The 20,076-nt window shown below is 65.1% G+C and carries 17 protein-coding genes; 13 read left to right on the top strand and 4 right to left on the bottom strand.

All coding sequences use genetic code 11. The features are described 5' to 3' along the window. Nucleotides 1-37 precede the first annotated feature (37 nt). From ACVCNR_RS05270 to ACVCNR_RS05210, 13 genes are all read left to right on the top strand, one after another. Nucleotides 38-1,570, top strand: a complete 1,533-nt coding sequence (locus ACVCNR_RS05270; protein ID WP_354194006.1) for an acyl-CoA carboxylase subunit beta — start codon at nt 38-40, stop codon at nt 1,568-1,570. A gap of 32 nt (nt 1,571-1,602) precedes the next feature. After that, nucleotides 1,603-1,884 carry a hypothetical protein gene (locus ACVCNR_RS05265; protein ID WP_447074032.1) on the top strand — a complete coding sequence of 94 codons (282 nt, stop codon included), beginning with the start codon at nt 1,603-1,605 and terminating at the stop codon, nt 1,882-1,884. Nucleotides 1,885-1,908: 24 nt separating this feature from the next. After that, nucleotides 1,909-3,912 (top strand): acetyl-CoA carboxylase biotin carboxylase subunit, encoded by a 2,004-nt coding sequence (locus ACVCNR_RS05260; protein ID WP_447074031.1) that lies wholly within the window; start codon nt 1,909-1,911, stop codon nt 3,910-3,912. Then, entirely contained in the window at nt 3,912-6,050 is a 2,139-nt protein-coding gene (gene scpA, locus ACVCNR_RS05255; protein ID WP_447074030.1) for a methylmalonyl-CoA mutase, read from the top strand. Before ACVCNR_RS05260 ends, scpA begins: the two co-directional genes overlap by 1 nt. 71 nt (nt 6,051-6,121) lie before the next feature. Further along, nucleotides 6,122-7,438, top strand: coding sequence for a CRISPR-associated endonuclease Cas3'' (locus ACVCNR_RS05250; RefSeq protein WP_447074029.1), 1,317 nt, complete (start codon nt 6,122-6,124; stop codon nt 7,436-7,438). Beyond that, complete coding sequence (gene phnE, locus ACVCNR_RS05245) at nt 7,435-8,244, top strand: phosphonate ABC transporter, permease protein PhnE (protein ID WP_354194015.1); 810 nt, start codon at nt 7,435-7,437, stop codon at nt 8,242-8,244. Before ACVCNR_RS05250 ends, phnE (ACVCNR_RS05245) begins: the two co-directional genes overlap by 4 nt. Next, nucleotides 8,241-9,041, top strand: a complete 801-nt coding sequence (gene phnE / locus ACVCNR_RS05240) for a phosphonate ABC transporter, permease protein PhnE (RefSeq protein ID WP_354194016.1) — start codon at nt 8,241-8,243, stop codon at nt 9,039-9,041. Before phnE (ACVCNR_RS05245) ends, phnE (ACVCNR_RS05240) begins: the two co-directional genes overlap by 4 nt. A gap of 101 nt (nt 9,042-9,142) precedes the next feature. Then, on the top strand, nt 9,143-9,901 hold the full coding sequence (locus tag ACVCNR_RS05235; protein WP_447074028.1) for an HAD hydrolase-like protein: 759 nt from the start codon (nt 9,143-9,145) through the stop codon (nt 9,899-9,901). Nucleotides 9,902-9,983: 82 nt separating this feature from the next. Then, complete coding sequence (locus tag ACVCNR_RS05230; RefSeq protein WP_447074027.1) at nt 9,984-10,763, top strand: phosphodiesterase; 780 nt, start codon at nt 9,984-9,986, stop codon at nt 10,761-10,763. 144 nt (nt 10,764-10,907) lie between these two features. Further along, nucleotides 10,908-11,441 carry an RNA polymerase sigma factor gene (locus ACVCNR_RS05225; protein WP_354194019.1) on the top strand — a complete coding sequence of 178 codons (534 nt, stop codon included), beginning with the start codon at nt 10,908-10,910 and terminating at the stop codon, nt 11,439-11,441. 115 nt (nt 11,442-11,556) lie between these two features. Continuing rightward, nucleotides 11,557-12,486 (top strand): FecR family protein, encoded by a 930-nt coding sequence (locus tag ACVCNR_RS05220; RefSeq protein ID WP_447074026.1) that lies wholly within the window; start codon nt 11,557-11,559, stop codon nt 12,484-12,486. A 217-nt stretch (nt 12,487-12,703) separates the two neighbouring features. Then, complete coding sequence (locus ACVCNR_RS05215; RefSeq protein WP_447074025.1) at nt 12,704-15,340, top strand: TonB-dependent receptor; 2,637 nt, start codon at nt 12,704-12,706, stop codon at nt 15,338-15,340. Between the two features lie 54 nt (nt 15,341-15,394). Continuing rightward, nucleotides 15,395-16,009, top strand: a complete 615-nt coding sequence (locus tag ACVCNR_RS05210; RefSeq protein ID WP_354194292.1) for a biliverdin-producing heme oxygenase — start codon at nt 15,395-15,397, stop codon at nt 16,007-16,009. An 8-nt stretch (nt 16,010-16,017) separates the two neighbouring features. Here ACVCNR_RS05210 and ACVCNR_RS05205 read toward each other — a convergent pair whose 3' ends face one another. Genes ACVCNR_RS05205 through ACVCNR_RS05190 form a run of 4 tightly spaced genes read right to left on the bottom strand, consistent with a single transcriptional unit; the run spans nt 16,018 to nt 20,074 of the window. Continuing rightward, a complete protein-coding gene (locus ACVCNR_RS05205; RefSeq protein ID WP_354194022.1) occupies nt 16,018-17,550 on the bottom strand; it encodes a hypothetical protein in 1,533 nt (510 codons plus the stop codon). Continuing rightward, entirely contained in the window at nt 17,547-18,293 is a 747-nt protein-coding gene (locus ACVCNR_RS05200; RefSeq protein ID WP_447074024.1) for an SDR family oxidoreductase, read from the bottom strand. Before ACVCNR_RS05200 ends, ACVCNR_RS05205 begins: the two co-directional genes overlap by 4 nt. A 38-nt stretch (nt 18,294-18,331) precedes the next feature. After that, nucleotides 18,332-19,654 carry an FAD-binding oxidoreductase gene (locus ACVCNR_RS05195; RefSeq protein WP_354194024.1) on the bottom strand — a complete coding sequence of 441 codons (1,323 nt, stop codon included), beginning with the start codon at nt 19,652-19,654 and terminating at the stop codon, nt 18,332-18,334. 3 nt (nt 19,655-19,657) lie between these two features. Beyond that, complete coding sequence (locus ACVCNR_RS05190; protein ID WP_354194025.1) at nt 19,658-20,074, bottom strand: GtrA family protein; 417 nt, start codon at nt 20,072-20,074, stop codon at nt 19,658-19,660. Nucleotides 20,075-20,076 lie beyond the last annotated feature (2 nt).

Below are 20,076 nucleotides of genomic sequence, written 5' to 3'. Positions count from 1 at the left end.
CGCCCGTTTTGCGGCCCGCCGCGCAGGAGGCATTGTGATGCGCAACGTTCTCGATCAACTGGAGGCGCGCCGCGCCGAAGCCCGCCTCGGCGGCGGCCAGCGGCGCATCGACGCCCAGCACGCCAAGGGCAAGCTGACGGCGCGCGAACGCATCGAGGTGCTGCTGGACGAGGGCTCCTTCGAGGAGTTCGACATGTATGTCACCCACCGCGCCACCGATTTCGGCATGGCCAGCCAGAAGGTGGCGGGCGACGGCGTGGTGACGGGCTGGGGCACCATCAACGGCCGGCTGGTCTATGTGTTTTCGCAGGACTTCACCGTGCTCGGCGGCTCGCTGTCGGAAACCCATGCGCAGAAGATCTGCAAGATCATGGACATGGCCGTGAAGAACGGCGCGCCGGTGATCGGCCTCAACGATTCCGGCGGCGCGCGCATCCAGGAAGGCGTCGCCTCGCTCGCCGGCTATGCCGATGTATTCAAGCGCAATGTCGACGCGTCGGGCGTGGTGCCGCAGATTTCGGTGATCATGGGGCCGTGCGCGGGCGGCGCGGTCTATTCGCCGGCCATGACCGACTTCATCTTCATGGTGCGCGACAGTTCCTACATGTTCGTCACCGGGCCGGACGTGGTGAAGACCGTCACCAACGAGATCGTGACGGCCGAGGAGCTGGGCGGGGCGCGCACCCACACGCAGAAATCCTCGGTGGCCGACGGGGCCTTCGAGAACGACATCGAGGCGCTGGAGGGCGTGCGGCGGCTGTTCGACTACCTGCCGCTCAACAGCCGCGAGAAGCCGCCGGTGCGGCCCTTCCATGACGATCCGGCGCGCATCGACATGAAGCTCGACACGCTGGTGCCGGATTCGGCGGCCAAGCCCTACGACATGAAGGAACTGATCACCGCCATCGCCGACGAGGGCGATTTCTTCGAGATCCAGGAAGCCTTCGCCAGGAACATCATCACCGGCCTGATGCGCATCGAGGGCCAGACCGTGGGTGTGGTCGCCAACCAGCCCATGGTGCTGGCCGGCTGCCTCGACATCGATTCCTCGCGCAAGGCCGCGCGTTTCGTGCGCTTCTGCGATGCCTTCAACATTCCGCTTTTGACGCTGGTGGACGTGCCCGGCTTCCTGCCCGGCACCGCGCAGGAATATGGCGGCGTCATCAAGCATGGCGCAAAGCTCCTGTTCGCCTATGCGCAGGCCACCGTGCCGATGGTGACGCTGATCACCCGCAAGGCCTATGGCGGGGCCTATGACGTCATGGCCTCCAAGCATATCGGCGCCGACATCAACTATGCCTGGCCGACCGCCGAGATCGCGGTGATGGGCGCCAAGGGCGCGACCGAAATCCTTTACCGCTCGGAACTGGGCGACGCGGAAAAGATCGCTGCGCGCACGGCCGAGTATGAGGAGCGCTTCGCCAACCCCTTCGTGGCGGCCGAGCGCGGCTTTATCGATGAGGTGATCATGCCGCATTCCTCGCGCCGCCGCATCGCGCGCGCCTTCGCCGCGCTGCGCACCAAGCAGGTCGAGGGGCCCTGGCGCAAGCATGATACGATGCCGCTTTGACGGAGAGGCCGCTGTACGGGCCGATGGGAAGGATGGACAAGCCGAAGCTGACGCCGGAGGAGGCCCGCAAGGACCACCGGCAGATGTTGCGCTTCATGGCGATCAATGCCGCGGTTGGCGCGCTGATCGGCGCGCTCACCGCCGTGGCCCTCATCTGGCTCGACATTGGCGGGATCGGCACGCGGATCGGGCGGGCGGCCAATCCGATCATTCCGGCGCTGCTGATCATCGCGCCTTTCGCCTTCGTGTTCGGCGGCGTGGTGACGGCCTCGGCCATTCTCACCATGCCGTATGAAAAGAAATTCAAAGATTGAACCTTTAGGGGCTGAGACCGGCTGATGTTCAAGAAGATCCTCATCGCCAATCGCGGCGAAATCGCCTGCCGGGTCATCCGTACCGCGAAGAAGCTCGGCATCAGGACGGTCGCGGTCTATTCCGACGCCGACCGCGAGGCGCTGCATGTGCGGCTCGCCGATGAAGCGGTCCATATCGGCCCGGCGCCGTCGTCGCAGTCCTACATCGTCATCGACAGGATCCTCGAAGCCATCCGCAAGACGGGCGCCGATGCCGTTCACCCGGGCTATGGTTTCCTGTCGGAGAACGCCGCCTTCGCCGAAGCGCTGGAGCAGGAGGGCGTCGCCTTCATCGGTCCGCCGGTCAAGGCCATCGAGGCCATGGGCGACAAGATCACCTCCAAGAAGCTGGCGGTGGAAGCCGGGGTCAACACCGTGCCCGGCCATATGGGGCTTATCGAAGATGCGGACGAGGCCGTCCGCATAGCGGGCTCGATCGGCTATCCGGTGATGATCAAGGCATCGGCCGGCGGCGGCGGCAAGGGCATGCGCATCGCCTGGAACGATGCCGAGGCGCGCGAGGGCTTCCAGTCGTCGAAGAACGAGGCGAAATCCTCCTTCGGCGACGACCGCATCTTCATCGAGAAATTCGTCACCCAGCCGCGTCACATCGAGATCCAGGTGCTGGGCGACAAGCACGGCAACATTCTCTACCTCGGCGAGCGCGAATGCTCGATCCAGCGCCGCAACCAGAAAGTCATTGAGGAAGCCCCGTCGCCCTTCCTCGACGAAGCGACGCGCAAGGCCATGGGCGAACAGGCCGTGGCCCTGTCGCGCGCGGTCGGCTATTTTTCGGCCGGCACGGTCGAGTTCATCGTCGATGGCGACCGCAATTTCTACTTCCTCGAAATGAACACCCGCCTGCAGGTCGAGCATCCGGTGACCGAACTGATCACCGGCATCGATCTGGTGGAGGAGATGATCCGGGTGGCGGCCGGCGAAAAGCTGCGCATCGCGCACGACGATGTGAAGCTGAACGGCTGGGCCATCGAAAGCCGTCTCTACGCCGAGGACCCCTATCGCAACTTCCTGCCCTCCATCGGCCGGCTGACGCGCTACCGCCCGCCGGCGGAGGGCGAGCAGCCGGACGGCACCGTCATCCGCAACGACACCGGCGTGTTCGAGGGCGGCGAAATCTCCATGCATTACGATCCCATGATCGCCAAGCTGTGCGCATGGGCACCGGATCGCATCGGGGCGATCGAGGCGATGGGGCGCGCGCTGGACGATTTCGAGGTCGAGGGCATCGGCCACAATCTGCCGTTCCTGTCGGCGGTGATGGACCAGCAGCGGTTTCGCGAGGGCCGGCTGACCACGGCCTATATCGCCGAGGAGTTTCCGGACGGTTTTGCCGGCGTCACGCCAAGCGAGCGCCAGGCGCGCCTGCTCGCCGCCGTCGCGACCTTCATCCATGTGAAGCTCGCCCGCCGGGCGGCCCAGATTTCGGGCGTGCTTGCCAACCATCCGCGCGCCATCGGCAAGGACTGGGTGGCGACGGTGGCCGATCACGAGTTCGCGCTTGCCGTGACCGAAGGCGAGGCCGGCGACATCGTCACCTTCGCGGATGGTCCGAGCGTGAGCGTGGCGGGTGACTGGCTGCCGGGCGCCACCCATGCCGGCTTCACGGTGGATGGCGAGGCCATGGGCGTGAAGGTGACGCTCAATGGCTCGCCCACGCGGCTGCGCTGGCGCGGCATCGATGCCAAGGCCTATGTGCGCAGCCCGCGCGTCGCCGAGCTTGCGCAACTGATGCCGGTCAAGCTTCCGCCCGATACGTCGAAGATGCTGCTGTGCCCGATGCCGGGCGTGGTCACCGCCATAGCCGTGCAAGAGGGCGATGAAGTACAGGAAGGACAGGCGCTCGCCACCGTCGAGGCGATGAAGATGGAAAATGTCCTGCGCGCCGAAAAGCGCGGCAAGGTCAAGCGCGTCGCCGTCGAGCCGGGCGTAAGCCTGGCCGTCGACGAACTCATCATGGAGTTCGAATGATGACCGATCCGAAAATCGACAAATGGCGGGCGCTGGCCGAAAAGGAGGTCAAGCGCGATCCCGATGCGCTGATGTGGAACACGCCGGAAGGCATTCCCGTCAAGCCGCTCTATACGGCTGACGATCTCGAAGGCGTCGGGCATCTGGACAGCCTGCCGGGCTTCGCGCCCTTCGTGCGCGGGCCGCGCGCCACCATGTATGCCGGGCGGCCGTGGACGATCCGCCAATATGCCGGCTTCTCGACGGCGGAGGAATCGAACGCCTTCTACCGCAAGGCGCTGGCTGCCGGCCAGCAGGGCGTTTCCGTGGCCTTCGACCTCGCCACCCATCGCGGCTATGACAGCGACCATCCGCGCGTCGTCGGCGATGTCGGCAAGGCCGGCGTGGCCATCGATTCCGTCGAGGACATGAAGATCCTGTTCGACGGCATTCCGCTCGACCAGATTTCCGTGTCGATGACCATGAACGGCGCGGTCATTCCCGTGCTCGCCAATTTCATCGTCGCCGGCGAGGAGCAGGGTGTGCCGCGCGCCAAGCTGTCGGGCACAATCCAGAACGACATCCTCAAGGAGTTCATGGTCCGCAACACCTATATCTATCCGCCCGAGCCCTCGATGCGGATCGTTGCCGACATCATCGAATACACGGCGAAGGAGATGCCGAAGTTCAACTCCATCTCCATTTCCGGCTATCACATGCAGGAGGCCGGCGCGACACTGGTGCAGGAACTGGCCTTCACGCTGGCCGACGGGCGCGAATATGTGCGCGCCGCGCTGAAGAAGGGGCTGGATGTCGACGCCTTTGCCGGGCGGCTGTCCTTCTTCTTCGCCATCGGCATGAACTTCTTCATGGAAGCGGCCAAGCTGCGCGCTGCGCGGCTTTTATGGACGCGGATCATGGAGGAATTCGAGCCGAAGAAATCCTCTTCCCTGATGCTGCGTACCCATTGCCAGACCTCCGGCGTGTCCCTGCAGGAGCAGGACCCCTACAACAACATCGTGCGCACGGCTTTTGAGGCGATGTCGGCGGCGCTCGGCGGCACCCAGTCGCTGCACACCAATTCCTTCGACGAGGCGATCGCACTGCCGACCGAATTCTCGGCCCGCATCGCCCGCAACACCCAGCTCATCCTCCAGCACGAGACGGGCGTCACCAAGGTCGTCGATCCGCTGGCCGGCTCCTACTATGTCGAAAGCCTGACCAAGGAGCTTGCCGACGCCGCCTGGAAGCTGATCGAGGAAGTCGAGGCGATGGGCGGCATGACGAAAGCCGTCAACGAGGGGCTGCCCAAGCGGCTGATCGAGGAAGCGGCGACCCGCAAGCAGGCGGCCATCGACCGCGGCGACGAGGTGATCGTCGGCGTCAACAAATATCGCCTCGAAACCGAAGACGAGATCGACATTCTCGACATCGACAACAAGGCGGTGCGCGAGGCGCAGATCGCCCGCATCGAGCGCACCAGGCGCCAGCGCGACCCGAAGCGGACGGAAGAGACGCTGGCGCGCCTGCGCGAGGTGGCCCGCTCGGGCAAGGGCAACATCCTCGAAGCCGCCGTGGAGGCGGCACGGGCACGCGCCACGCTCGGCGAGATTTCCGACGCCATGCGCGATGCCTTCGGCGACCATTCCGCCGTGCCGAAGGTGGTGCGCGAGGTCTACGGCCCCGCCTATAAGGGCGAGCCGGAATACGAGAATCTGGTGGATCGGCTGGACCAGTTCGCCAGGACGCTGGGCTCCTCGCCGCGCATCATGGTGGCGAAGCTGGGACAGGACGGGCACGACCGCGGCGCCAAGGTGATCGCCTCGGCCTTCGGCGACCTCGGCTTCGAGGTGATCGCCGGCCCGCTGTTCCAGACGCCGGACGAGGCGGCCGACCTTGCGGTGAAGTCCAAGGTGCAGGTCGTCGGCATGTCGTCGCTGGCGGCCGGCCACAAGACGCTGGCACCGCAACTGGTGGAAGCACTGAAAGCGCGGGGCGCCGACGAGGTCATCGTCGTGGTGGGCGGCGTCGTCCCGCGTCAGGACTATAAGTTCCTGCTCGACCATGGCGTGGCCGCCGTGTTCGGCCCCGGCACCAATGTGCTCGACGCCGCCCGCGCCGTGCTGGATCTCATGGAAGGCAAGCGCCGCAACATATAAGCGGTCTGGCCCAATGGGCCAAGCTGGCCGGGCCAGGCGAATCGGATAGGCTGCTTCCCGGTGAAACGAGCATGTCGCGGGGGCGCATGGACTATTTCGCGCATTCCGGTCGGCTCGCCGACCGGAGCGACTGGCAGGCATTGCGGGATCATCTTTACGAGACCGCGGAGCTGGCGGCCTCGTTCGCCATACGTTTCGGTCTTGAAAAGGCGGCTTTCACCGCCGGCCTGTTCCACGATCTCGGCAAATATGCCGAGGCCTTCCAGAAGCGGCTCAACGGGGCGGAGATCCGCGTCGATCATTCGACGGCCGGTGCCGTGGTGCTGCGCGACCGCACCAGCGGCATGGACGCCGATGTCGCCCAGCTCATCGTCTATGCGATCCTCGGCCACCATGCCGGCCTGCCGGACAAGCAGAACGAATTCGGCCATTGCGTCAGGCGCCGGCTGGAAGAGTTTCAGGGGCGGCTCGATCCGATCTGGGAACGCGAAATCAAGGCCGATCTGACCGGGCTGATGCCGCCGGAACTGCTGCGCCAGCTTTCGGCACGAAAGAGCCGTGAAGATGCGTGTTTCGATCTTTCGGTGGTCACGCGCTTTCTGTTCTCGTGTCTGGTCGATGCCGATTTCCGCAACACCGAGGCCTATTATGCGAAGCTGGAGGGCTTGCAGCCCGACCGCGAATGGCCTCTGCTTCAGGACCTGCTGCCGGATTTCACCGCGCGGTTCGACGCGCATATGGCGAAGCTGGCCAGTGACAGCGATCTCGGCCGTCTGCGGGGCGAAATCCTCGCCCATGTCCGTTCCGGCGCGCGGATGGAGCCGGGATTCTTCACGCTCAACGTGCCGACCGGCGGCGGCAAGACGCTGGCCTCGCTGGGCTTTGCGCTCGCCCATGCGCGTCTCCACGGCCACAGCCGCATCATCTACGCCATTCCCTTCAACTCGATCCGCTACAAGTTCCCGCCCGAGGATATCCGGGCGGCCTTCGAGCTGCTCGACCGGGTCGGCCTCGAAGGCTACGAGAACCGCCGCGCCGACGCCCTTTCGGGCGGCCAGCGCCAGCGCGTGGGCATTGCCCGCGCGCTGATGCAGCGGCCGGAGCTGCTGCTGCTCGATGAGCCGACCGCCAGCCTCGACCCCAAGACGTCGCGCCAGATCATGCGTCTGGTCGGCGAACTGGTCAACGAGCGCAAGACGCCGGCCATCATCAACATCCATGACGTGGCGCTGGCCAAGGCGCACGCCGACCGCATCATCGGCTTCAACGATGGCCGCATCGTCTTCGACGACGTGCCGGCCAACCTGACCGACGAGGCGCTGGCACGCATCTATGGCGACGAGGACTGGAATCCTCCGGCTGACGACGGCGAGGCGACCGGGTCATGAGCGTCCTCGCCAGTTCCGACCGCGCCGCCGCATGGCGGCCGCCGACCCTGTTCGGCACGCGCCTCAAGCGCGCCGTCTTCTGGGGTTGCGTCATCGTCTACCTCGTGTGGTCGCTGACCACCATCGACATCGATTTCGCCCGTGCCGTCGCCGGCCTGCCGCGTGCGCTGGACATCATCACGCGCATGTTCCCGCCGAACTTCGAGCGCTGGCCGCTCCTGGTGACCGGCATGCTGGAAAGCGTCCAGATCGCCATCGCGGCCAGCATCGTGGGCATCGTGCTGTCGATTCCGCTCGGCATCTGCGCCGCCCGCAACCTGGCGCCGAAGCCGCTCTATCTGGCGGCGCGCGGCCTCATCGTGGTCGGCCGTACCTTCCACGAGGTCGTCATCGCCATCTTCTTCGTGAAGCTGTTCGGTTTCGGTCCCATCGCCGGCCTGCTGACGCTGGCCTTCGCCTCGGCGATCTTCCTCGGCAAGATGCTGGCGGAAGACATCGAGAACATGAAGGAAGGTCCGGTCGAGGCGGTGCGTGCCACCGGCGCGAGCTTCTGGCAGGTGGTGTTCTACGCGGTCACCCCGCAGGTGCTGGTCAAGACGCTCGGCGTCATCATCTACCGGCTCGACGCCAATCTGCGCCATTCCACCGTCATCGGCATCGTCGGTGCCGGCGGCATCGGCCAGACGCTGTCGGCGTCGTTCTCGCGTTACGACTTCGATTTTTCGAGTGCCATCCTGCTCACCATCGCCGCCATGGTCGCGCTTGGTGAATGGTTCAGTGACTGGGTGAGGAGGAAGCTGCGGTGAACACCAAGAATTATCCTGACATCTGGCAGCGCTACACCCCGCGCGAGCGGCTGGTCCAGTGGCTGTGGCTCGCGGGCGCGGCGTTCGCCGCCGCCTGGTCGGTGTCGGCCCTCGATATCGAATGGGCCTTCTTCGCCGATGCCCATGAGCAGGCGCTCGATCTCGTCACCCGCATGTGGCCGCCGAGATGGGAATATCTGCCGGTCATCATCCAGCCGCTGATCGAGACCATCCACATCGCCACGCTGGGCACGATGGCGTCCATCGTGCTGGCGCTGCCGGTCGCCTTCCTAGCGGCCCGCAACACCACCCTCAACTCGGCCACCTGGCTGCTCGGCCGCGCCATCCTGGTGGCGTCGCGCTCGATCAACACGGTCATCTGGGGCCTGGTGTTCGTGGCGATCTTCGGTCCGGGACCGCTGGCCGGCATCTTCGCCGTGGCTGCCCGTTCGGTCGGCTTCATCGCCAAGCTGATCGCCGAGGCGATCGAGGAGGTGGACCACGGCCAGATCGAGGCCATCGAGGCGACCGGTGCGCGTACCCTGCAAGTCTACGCCACCGCGATCATGCCGCAGATCCAGCCGGTGCTGATCGGCACGTCGATCTACCGCTGGGACATCAACGTGCGGGAATCGAGCGTGCTCGGCTTCGTCGGCGCCGGCGGCATCGGCCTCCAGCTCTACGCCTCGATCAACGGCTTCGCCTGGTCGCAGGTGCTGGTCGTGCTGATCGCCATCCTTGCCATCGTCGTCATCAGTGAAGGCATCTCGGCCTATGTCCGTTCTCGCATCTCCTGAGGCCGTCCGCGCCGCCGCCACATCCTTCACTTCGGTGAAGGGTGTGGCCGAGGCGGTGGCCGGATATGACGGTTTCCTCATCGACCAATGGGGCGTGCTGCATGACGGCAAGCGCGCCTATGCCGGGGCCGTCGAGGCGTTGCAGCGCCTGGGCGAATTCCGGGCGCCGCGCGGCCGAGAACGAGGACCTGCTGGCCGCGATGGGCTTCGACCGCTCGCTCTACAAGGCCGTGATGCCGGCCGGCGACGATGCTCGCGACGCCATCCTGAACGATCCCGATCCCTTCTATGCGGGGCTCGGCAAGCGGTGCCTGCTGATGGCCCGCGATGGCGAGGACCACCTGGCCGACGGGCTTGGCCTGGAACTGGTCAGGGAGGTCGACGACGCCGATTTCCTCCTCCTGCTCAGCATGGAACCTGCCTATCAGTCCGTGCAGGGATGGAACGGCCTGCTCCGGAAGGCGGCCGCGCGCGGCCTGCCCATGATCTGCGCCAATCCCGACTTCGTGCGGGTGAGCCCCGAGGGCAAGCTGCTGGAGGCACCGGGCGCCGTCGCCCGTGTCTACGAGACGCTGGGCGGCGCGGTTCGCTATCACGGCAAGCCGCATCAGCGCATCTACGCCACCTGCCTCAAGCTGCTCGGGCTGCCGGCGGAACGTGTGGCGGCGATCGGCGATTCCCTCGACCACGACGTGGCCGGTGCCCGCATGGCGGCGCTGGGCAGCATCTTCGTGGCCGGCGGCATCCACTACAAGCAATTGCACTGGACCGGCGGGATGCCCGATCCGGAGGATTGCGCGCGCCTGTTCGCCGAAACCGGGCTCGTGCCCGATTTCATGGTACCTTCCTTCCGCTGGTAATGGTCCTGCGGTCCGCTTCCGGCTGCCATTCGCGGCGGCCGGTCCGCGGCTGCGGGCGCCGTGACATTGTCGGGACTTGCTCATGCTGATCGCCCATATCTCGGACTTCCATCTGTTTTCCGACAGGCCGGAATCGGCGCTGGTGCGAGCCGATGCCACAGAAGCGGCCCGCAAGCTGGTCGCCAACATCGCGGCCTTCACGCCCGCCGTCGAGGCGGTGATGCTGACCGGCGATCTGGTCGATGGCGGCACCGAGGAAGACTATGCGCTGCTGAAGGACGTGCTGTCGCCGCTGTCGGTACCGGTCTTCGTCATTCCCGGCAATCACGACCGGCGCGCCACCATGCGCGCCGCCTTCGCCGACCGTCTTCCGTTCGCGGCCGGAACCTATCTGAACTATGAGGCGAGCCATGGCGATCTTCGCATCCTGGCGCTGGATACGCTGATCGAAGGCAAGGTCGAGGGCCGTCTGGCCGAGGAAAGCCTGGACTGGTTCGAGGACAGGCTGGACCGTGCCCATGCCGGGCCGACGCTGGTGCTCATGCACCACCCGCCCTTCGATTCCGGGATCGGCGCCATGGACCGGCGCGGCCTTGTCGAGGGTGGTGAGCGGCTGGCCAGGCTGGTGCGCGCCTATTCCGGAAGCCTGCGCATCCTGTCCGGTCACGTCCATCGGCCCTATCAGGCAATATGGAACGGGGTGCTGTGCACGGTCGCCGGCAGCCCGGCCTTCCAGATCGGCCTCGATCTCGACGGCCAGGCGGCCAAGTCGCGCCCGGTGCAGGAACCGTTCGCCTATTTCATCCACAGGCTGGACGCGGTAGGGGGCGTCGTGGTCCATGCGCGCTATGTGGATCTCTGATCCGGGTTCGGGCCTGACGGCGCGGTGAATCGAGGGCTGTCGGCGGGCAGCCCTGGCGCGTTGTTTAGAACTTCTCCAAATCATTGATGTTGCGTCACTTTTTCGATGTCGCTAAGAGGAGCCTCCGGTTCCAGCAACACAGCGATGACCATGAGTGCCGCCGCCTCGGATGCGTATCACGAACTGATCTCCGTCTATCTGCGCCAGTGGAGCGTGTTGTGCGCGCGGCTGAAGCGCCAGACCGGCTCCCGCGAACTGGCCGAGGATGCCTTGCAGGAAACCTGGCTGCGGCTGTCGCGGATGAAGGGCCAGCCTGTCGATATTCGCGACCAGCACGCCTTCATCCTGCGCGTGGCCGGCAACATCGCCATCGACCTTGCCCGCAAGGAGGGGCGTCATTCGGCCCGCTGCGTCAGCGACGAGGCGGTGCTCCAGGCCATTGAGGATGGCTGCCCCTCGCCGGAGCGGGTGGTTATCGATCGTGACCAGTTGCGCTTTCTCGTCCTCGCATTGGCGCAGCTTCCCCCGAAACCGCGCGCCGCGCTGCTGATGAACCGTTGCGACGGGCTTTCCCACCGGGAGATCGCCTCCCGGCTCGAGGTGTCCGAAAGCATGGTCGCACGCTATCTGATGCAGGCGCTGCGCCATTGCCGGGACCATTTCCGCGACCAGTCCTGAGCTTTTTTCGCGGGCAGGGTGCAAGTTCCCGGGCCTGGATTCGTCCTTGCTATAGAGGGCTCTGGTTCCGGGGTGCGCCTTTGCGGGAGCGTGGCAAAATCGTGAGGAGCGACAGATGGACACCGGCCTGAGCGACGAAGCGCTGGAATGGCTGGTCCGGCTCCATTCCGGCCGGGCCGGTGAGGCCGACCATGCCGCCTTCGACCGCTGGCGCAAGCGCAGCCCCGCCCATGAAGAGGCCGCGCGGGAAGCGCAAGCCATTTGGGACGGCGTGGGCCTTGCCGGCAGCACTGTGCGGCAGGCCGAGCGCAAGGCGCAGCGCGCCCGCGTCACCCGCCGCGCGGTGCTGGGCGGCGGCGTGGCCGCGATTTCGGGCGTGGCCCTCTATGGCAGCGGCGTGCTGGGGCCGCATCTGTTTGCCGACCATGTGACCGGCATTGCCGAGCAGCGCAGCATCGGCCTGCCGGATGGCTCGACGGCATTCCTCAATGCGGGATCGGCGCTTTCGGTCGATTTCAGCGAAAGCATCCGGGCCCTGCGCCTGTTCCGGGGGCAGGCGACCTTCACCGTCGCCCATGATGCGGCGCGGCCCTTTGTCGTCGAGGCGGATGGCGGCCAGGCGCGCGCCCTCGGCACCGTCTTCGACGTCGATATCCGCCCGCGACAGGTGGTGGTCACGGTGCTGGAAGGCGCGGTCGGCGTTTCGGGCAGGACCGGGCCTGCGGCGCCGGTCGTCGCGCATGCCGACCAGCGCGTGCGCTACGACATGCGGGGCGTCGTGTCGGCCATAGAGACGGTCGATGCCGAAATGGCGACCGCATGGCGCCGCGGCAAGCTGATCTTCAACCGCCGGCCGCTGGGCGAAGTGGTGGCCGAGATCGAGCGTTATCGAGCCGGGCCGATCGTGATCGCCGGGGCGCGCCTGCGGGCGCTGGAAGTGACCGGCGTGTTCGACCTTGCCGATCCCGATTCGGTGCTGGAGGTCATGGCACAGACCTTGCCGGTGCATGTCACCCGGCTGCCGTTCGTGACGGTGATCCGGTAGGGCCGCACGCCAGGGACGAAAATAGAACGCTTTGATATCAATAAGTTGATAGAAAATATCAAGTTTATTCGATTTTCCGGTGCAGGATCGTGCCCGTCATTTCGTCCTAGGGGATGAGGACCAAGCCAGACCGCGCCGAAGCACGAGTGCCCGGCAGCATAAGCGAAAGCTGCCAGCCACGTCCTCGAAGGGTGTCAACACGGCAGGACGGGTATTCATGCGCAAAGTGGCTTCGGGGCAAGGCTGGCATTACGGTTTCAGGCGGTTCAGGGCGGGGCTTCTCGGCTCGGTCGCCCTGCTGCTGGCGGCGGGGGCGTGGGGCACAGGCGTCGCGCATGCGCAGGCCGCGCGCACCGTTTCGGTCAATGTCCGCGCCCAGGATCTCGGTGCGGCGCTGACCATATTCGCCGATCAGGCCGGGCTTAGGCTCTTGCTGCCCTCGGGCGTCGTTGCCGGCCGCACCAGCCCGGCGCTTTCGGGAACGATGACGCAGGAGGAGGCGCTGTCGCGGCTCCTGGCCGGCACCGGCCTATCCTACCGCTTCACCAGCGCCGACACGGTGACGATCGGCGACCGCGTGTCGGCCGCTCATGCTCCGGTCGACGCGCAGGGTGCCCTGGTGCTCGATCCCGTCGATGTGGTCGGCACGGGCGGCGCCGACGCGCCCTACAGGACGCCGGCTTCGGTGAACCATATCTCGCGCGAGGAACTCGACCGCACAGGGGGCACCTCGACCAGCGACATCTTCCGCAACACGCCGGGCGTCATCGCCGCGGACGGGCGCAACAGCCCGGCGATCGAGGTGAACATACGCGGCGTGCAGGGCATGAACCGCACGCCGGTGCGGGTCGACGGCACCTTGCAGAACGTGCCCGTCTATCTCGGCTATTTCGGCGCCTCCAACCGCACCTATGTCGATCCGGACCTGCTGGCCGGCATCGACATCACCAAGGGGCCGGGCGCAGGCGCCGACGGCGCCGGCAGCATCGGCGGCGTCATCAACATGCGGACCCTCGATGCCGACGACATCATCAGGGAAGGCAAGGACTGGGGCATCCGCCTGCGCGGCAGCGTGTCCAGCAACAGCGTGAGCGCACCGCCGATCGGCACCTTCGACAAGAGGATCGGCGCTCCCGGCCTGTTCGATATTGCCAGCGGCCACGGCAGCATCGTCGCGGCCCGTCGTTTCGGGGACGCCGAAATCGTCGCCGGCCTGGCCCGCCGCAAGCAGGGCAACTATTTCACCGGCAGGCACGGCCCTGATACCATCCTGGAGGAGACCACCGAAGGCTCCTTCCAGGAACACCAGATCACCGCCGTCAAGCGCGACAGCGAGATCGTCAACAGCCAGCGCGAGGTCCTGTCCGCCTATGTCAAGGGCAAGGCCAGCTTCGACGGCGGCCACAGCGTCGAGGCCAGCTACGTCTACTATGACAGCGATTTCGGCGAGGTGATGCCCTCGCAGGTGTCGCGCTTCGGCTGGGACTTTGTCGGCCAGCAGGAGCCGAACCAGGTGACGGCGCACAGGCTGATCGCCAAATATGGCTACAAGCCCGACGACAGCGACCTGATCGACCTGCGCTTCAATGTGTGGGGCACCTTGCTGGATCAGAAGACGCGCTCGGCGACGCCCGTCATCTGGGACCCGAACACCCTGCCGATCAACAGCCGCTCGATCGTTCCCATCGACACCTACATGGTGGGGTCGGAAATCTCCAATACCTCCTCCTTCCATTCCGATTACGGCGACCTGACCCTGAACTACGGCGCCTCCTACCTGCTGGAGGACACCAAGCCGCTGGACGAAGGCAACTGGTATCTGCCGCAGAACGGCCGCCGGCACGAAGGAAGCGCATTCGCCCGCTTCGATTATGCGCCCCTGGACTGGCTGAGCTTCAATGGCGGCCTCCGATACACCGCCTACAAGACCAAGGACCGGGTTTCCTACCGCAACTACCCGCAATACGAGCAGTATTTCCTCGACGAATACGGCATCTCGCGCAATGCGCTCGACGGTTCGGGCTGGTCGCCGCATCTCGGCGTCGTGCTGACGCCGGTGGATAGCGTGCAGCTCTTCGCCAACTACACCACCGGCTATCGCGGGCCGAGCCTGACGGAAGCCAATTTCAAGTATGACTTCTTCCCCAACCCCTACCTGAAGGCGGAGCGCTCGCAGAACTGGGAGCTGGGGGCCAATGTGCTGAAGGACGATGTGTTCGTGCCCGGCGACAAGCTTCGCCTCAAGGTCGCCTATTTCGACAACACGATTAAGGACTACATCGCCCGCGGCACCTTCACCAAAGCCAGCTATCCGTGGCTGGGAATGCTCATTCCCTACAATATGGGCGCCGCCAAATTCGCCGGCACGGAGGCATCGGCCTCCTACGACGCCGGCTCCTGGTTCGTCGAGGCGAACGGCATCCGCTACAGCAGGATCGCGTTTTGCGACGGCGTGGCCGGCTATGGCGCCGGATTGCCGGTCGCGGGCTGCGTAAACCATTCCCTGCCGGAGGACTATTCCACCAACTACATCCCGCCGGAATACACGCTCTCCGGGACGCTGGGCGTGCGGCTGTTCGACGAGCGGCTGACGATCGGCGCGCGCGTCTCGAAGGTCGGCAAGCGGGCGATCAGCGCGCCCAGCAGCCTCGACGGCGGCCTGATCATGCCCAAGAAGCTATGGGCCCCCTATACCGTGGTCGACGCCTTCGCCAGCTACAAGGTCAACGACAGCGTGACGGTTTCCTTCTCGGGCGAGAATCTGACAAACCGGTTCTATATGGACGCAATGAGCCTTGCAGCCGTGCCCGCGCCGGGGCGGACCTTCAGGGCAAGTGTGACGACCAACTTCTGAAATGCCGCCTTGGGAGCGGTTCGTGACTATGCCCCGGGGGCAGGAAAGGACATGATGACTGTGGAAGTGCTGGACGCCGGTATCACGGCAGATGAGGCGAGCCGCGCGAAGCGGCTGAAGGCGGCGACGCGAGAGACGCATCAACGCCTCGACCAGGCGATCATGGCCGGCGAGCCGTTTGCCGGCCGCGAACGCTACGGGCTGTTCGTGGCGGTCCAGCATGCCTTCCACCGGGAAATCGATGCCCTCTATGACGACGCCGGGCTCGACCGGATGCTGCCGGATTTGCAGGGGCGGCGCCGGCTTTCCCAGATCGAGCAGGATCTTTCCGATCTCGGCATCAATGTGCCGGCCTATGACGGCCAGCCGGCCTTCGCCGCCGGAGCTGCGGTGGACGTGGCCACCGCGCTCGGCTGGCTTTATGTGGCGGAAGGCTCGAACCTCGGGGCCGCCTTCCTGCTCAAGGACGCGCAGAAACTCGGCCTGTCGGAAGAGTTCGGCGCCCGTCATCTGGCCGGCGCCCCGGAAGGGCGCGGCCTGCACTGGCGCACCTTCACCGCCGCCCTCGATGCCGTCGAGCTGTCGCCGGCGGAGGAAGCGCGGGTCATTGCCGGCGCTGAGAAGGCCTTCGGCCATGTCCACGCACAGGTAAGCCGGGTCTTCGGCTGAACGGCGCGTTACCCGAAAAGCGCTTCCCGCATCCGCCCGAGCAGGCCCTTGTGCCGTTCCGGCGGCGGCTGGCTGCAGGCGAAGCGGGCGATCTGCGCCAGGATCAGGGGATCGATCCTCGTGCCGTCGCCCAGCCGGACCCCGCGCTGCCGTTCGCAGAATGCAAAGGCGGATCGCCTATCGAGGACAATCTGGGCGGGGCGATAGTCGGGCGCGACCATGATGCCGGCATAGGGCCAGGTCCACGACGTTCCCGGCCCCCATCGTTCCAGTGCGGTCCTCAATTTGTCGGAGCCGGGCAGGTCCTCGAACAGAATCATATTGAGGGGGCCGGAGCCCACGCCGGCGTTCGTCGATTCGACGACCTCGTCCCTGATGCCGTTCCACTGGTGAAGGAATATCGCCGAAGACAGGAACACGGCGATCAATGAGGACGCGGCGAGGAAGCGGGAAGACCTTTCGGATCGTTGCCTGTCGACAGGTCTCCACAGTACGGATGCGTCTCGTCGCTTTTCCATCTGCCCCAGAAGGAAGACTATTCCGAGAGCCAGGTTTGCGAATGCCGCGACGGTTCTCGCGGAATCGTAGCGCCCATTGGAAAAGTTGAACCCGGCATAGATGAAAATGCAAAATATGAGGATGGCCGAAGACAGGAACGTTGCGATCCTGACTCTGGCCGAACCTATCCTCGCGCTGAAATAGCCGGCCCCCATAAGGAGAATGACAAGCCAAAGCGTTGGATTGTTGAGAACCCTTCTTGGGTCCAGGACATAGATGATGTTTCCATCTCCGCCCGAACTGGACCCGGACAGCTTCAGGTAAGCCCAGACGCAGGTCAAAGATACTATGTATATAATATGAATTATATTTTTTCTATTTATGAAATAGAAATACGATACGAAAATGAGAGAAAATAATATTATAGATAGCTCATGCGTGAATAATAAAAGCGTTTCCGACATATAAAAATAAATCAGGTTTGATTTGTCCTGAATCAGCAGGAAAAGACAGATCCAGAAGAATCCCGGAGACAGCATCATCTCGGAGGGGAAGCCATATCCCAGCGCAGGGCCGAGAACGTAGCCAAGCAGCGGAAAGAGCAGGAGGTTCCTGTGATTTTTTCCGGCGAGTTTATAGACGGCTATGAGTTGGAGCAGGATGACCAGGCTGAAAACGAAGGAATAGAGGCGGACAAGCGGAATTCCCTGCATGTGGAAGAGCTTGTTGGCGAGCCAGACCGGGGCGGCGGTGAACAGGAAGGCGGTGGCGCGCGCCGGGAAACGGTGCCAGTGCAAGGTCCATGGCTGGTCAGCGGCGATGACGAAGGAAAAATAGGACCCGTCCGCGAACAGCATGACCAGAAATGCCGCGCCAAGCACCGCCAAAACGGCCTGCATGGCGATCGCAAGCCGGAAATGAGGGCCGTAGTCATGCTGGCTCGTGGCCAGAAGACCGGAATATGATTTCAGCCCGTCGATCCATGAAACCATGATGGTTCCACGGTCCTTGCTTGCGGGGCGTCTTGAGTTGATAAAGATCATAGCGACATCTTCTTGAATGCCGTTTCCGGTATGGACCCGATAAGGAACATGATCGGCCGCCACACGCGCCGCACATAAATGACGTTCCTGCGCTTCTCGACGGCCCGGTAGATGGCCTCGCCAAGCTCGCGCGGCTCGGCGGTCAGCGCCGCGGGAAGCTTCATGCCGGCCGTCATCCGGGTTCTGACGAAGCCGGGCTTGACCGTCAGCACATGCACACCCTTGCCGGCGAGCCGGTTGCGCAGCCCGGAAAGGAAGGCGGAAAGCCCCGCCTTGGCGGCGCCGTAGACATAGTTCGACGCGCGGCCGCGATCGCCCGCCACCGAGGATATGCCGATGATCGCGCCTCGGCCGCGCGCCTCGAAGCGATCGGCGATGAGGCCGAGCAAGAGGCCGGGGCCTTCGAAGTTGGAGCGCATGATCAGCGAGGCATGGGCGGGGTCGCGCTCGGCCTGTCCCTGGTTGCCGAGCAGGCCCACGGCGCACAGCACCGCATCCGGCAGGGAAGGCAGGCGGTCGAGGAACGGCACGAAGCTTTCGGTATCGAGTATGTCGAGTGCTGCGGCCGCGACCCTGCTGCCCGGCACGCGCAGTTCGAGATTGGCCGCCTCGGCCGCGATATCGTCCGGATCGCGGCCGCTGATGATGACGGTCCAGCCGTTGCGGGCAAAGGTGAGCGCGGTCTCCTTCGCGATATCGGAGGTGCCGCCGATGACCAGCAGGGACCTTTTCTGTGTCGCCATGATCGGTTCCATGCGTGCAGACCTCCAGTGCCGGGGTGTCAGAGAAGAAGCCGCTCCGACTGCAATGAGGAAAAATGGTGGGCGGCGCCCGAGATGCTGCGCATTTCACGAAAGGCGCCGACGCGCGGGTCGGCCCTTTCGAGGGTCGCGGCATTCATGCGGGCATCCTTGGCCAGATAGAAGCGTCCGCCATGGGCGAGGGTGATGGCATCCAGCCGTTCCATCAGCGCCAGGCTGGCGGCGCCTACGGGGAAGTCGAGCGCCAGCGTGTAGCCTTCCATCGGGAAGGAGAAGCGGCTTTCCTGGGCACCCATGCGTTTCAGCACGGCAAGGAACGAGCCCTGGCGGGCGCTCGAAATGGCCGCCAGCAATTCGCTCAGGCCCTTCAGCGACGTGGCGAGCGGCAGCACGCACTGGAACTGCGCGAAGCCCCGTCGTCCGTAGATGCGGTTCCAGTCGAGGATCGTGTCCAGCGGATAGAAATAGCTGTCCCAGTCGACGAGGCTCGAACCGGCGTTTCGCCGGCCTTTTGCGTAGTAATATGCGTTGAAGGCGCGGATCGAGAAGCGGTTGAGCGCAAGGCGGGGCGCGTCCAGCGGCAGGCGGCGCCTGCGCCGGGGCGCCATGGCGTAGGGAGTGGATTTCGTGCTGCCGTCGAGTTCCGCGCGGACGGCATGTTCCCCCAGCATGACGATGGACCGGCCAAGCGCGTTGCCTTGCGCGAAGCAGTCGATCCAGGCCACCGAATAGGTCCAGCTACGGGACCGTTCGAAGATTTCGATGGCGTCCGCCAGGCAGCAGGCGGGAATGGTCTGTTGCCTTACCCATCCGCTTTCGACCGGCATCAGCCGGATGGCCGCGCGCAGGATGATGCCGGTGAGCCCCATGCCGCCGACGGTGAAGGCGAAGAGGTCCGGGTTTTCGCCGCGCGAGCAGCGCAGCACGCTGCCGTCCGCGACCATGAGGTCAATCCACTCCACGAAGGCGCCGAACGAACCGTGCTTGTGGTGGTTCTTGCCATGCACGTCGGCCGCGATCATGCCGCCCACCGAGACGAATTTGGTGCCGGGCGTCACGGGCGGGAACCAGCCGCGCGGCAGAAAGGCCTCGATGATATCGCCGAGAATGACGCCGGCCTCCACGGTGAGCGACCCGGTTTGCGGCTCGAAAGCCAGCATCCGGTCGAAGCCGGTCATGTCGATGGTGCGGGCGGGGTTGAGGGCGCTGTCGCCATAGGCGCGGCCGTTGCCGCGGGCGATGCTGCGGCCGGAGGTGACGAGCCTGCGCAGGCTTTCCTCGTCATGCGGAAAGCCGATCCGGCACTCGACCCGCGGAAAACGCCCCCAGCCGCAAATCTCCATTGCTCACGCCTCCGCTTTCCGGAGGGTGAACACGAACCTGCGGTCGAGATTGTACTTGATGACATAGCCGACCGTCAGGCCGATGACGGCGCCCGCTTCCCGCGCCACATCCGTTCCCCAGGCGAGCCAGAAGGCCGTCTCGGTGCCCCAGAAGACCATGGTCGTGACGATGCCCATGACCGTGTAGAGGCCGAACTTCCGACCGTGGGTGGCGAGGCCGGTGGAGGTGTCGAAGAAGATCCATCTCTTGTCGAGGATGTACTTCGTCAGCAGCCCCGTCGCCGTCCCGGCCAGGATGGCGAGCGCGAAGCTCATGCCGCCGGCCGTCCCGGAGGCTGCCAGCACCAGGCGCTGCGTCGCGAGGTTCACGATAGTCGCAATCGCCGCGAAGAGGCTGTAGCGGATGACGAGTTGCAGCATGG

This window comes from Aquamicrobium terrae, assembly GCF_052978165.1.
Note: the sequence above shows the minus strand (reverse complement) of the source record. Positions and strands in the feature narration are given on the sequence as shown.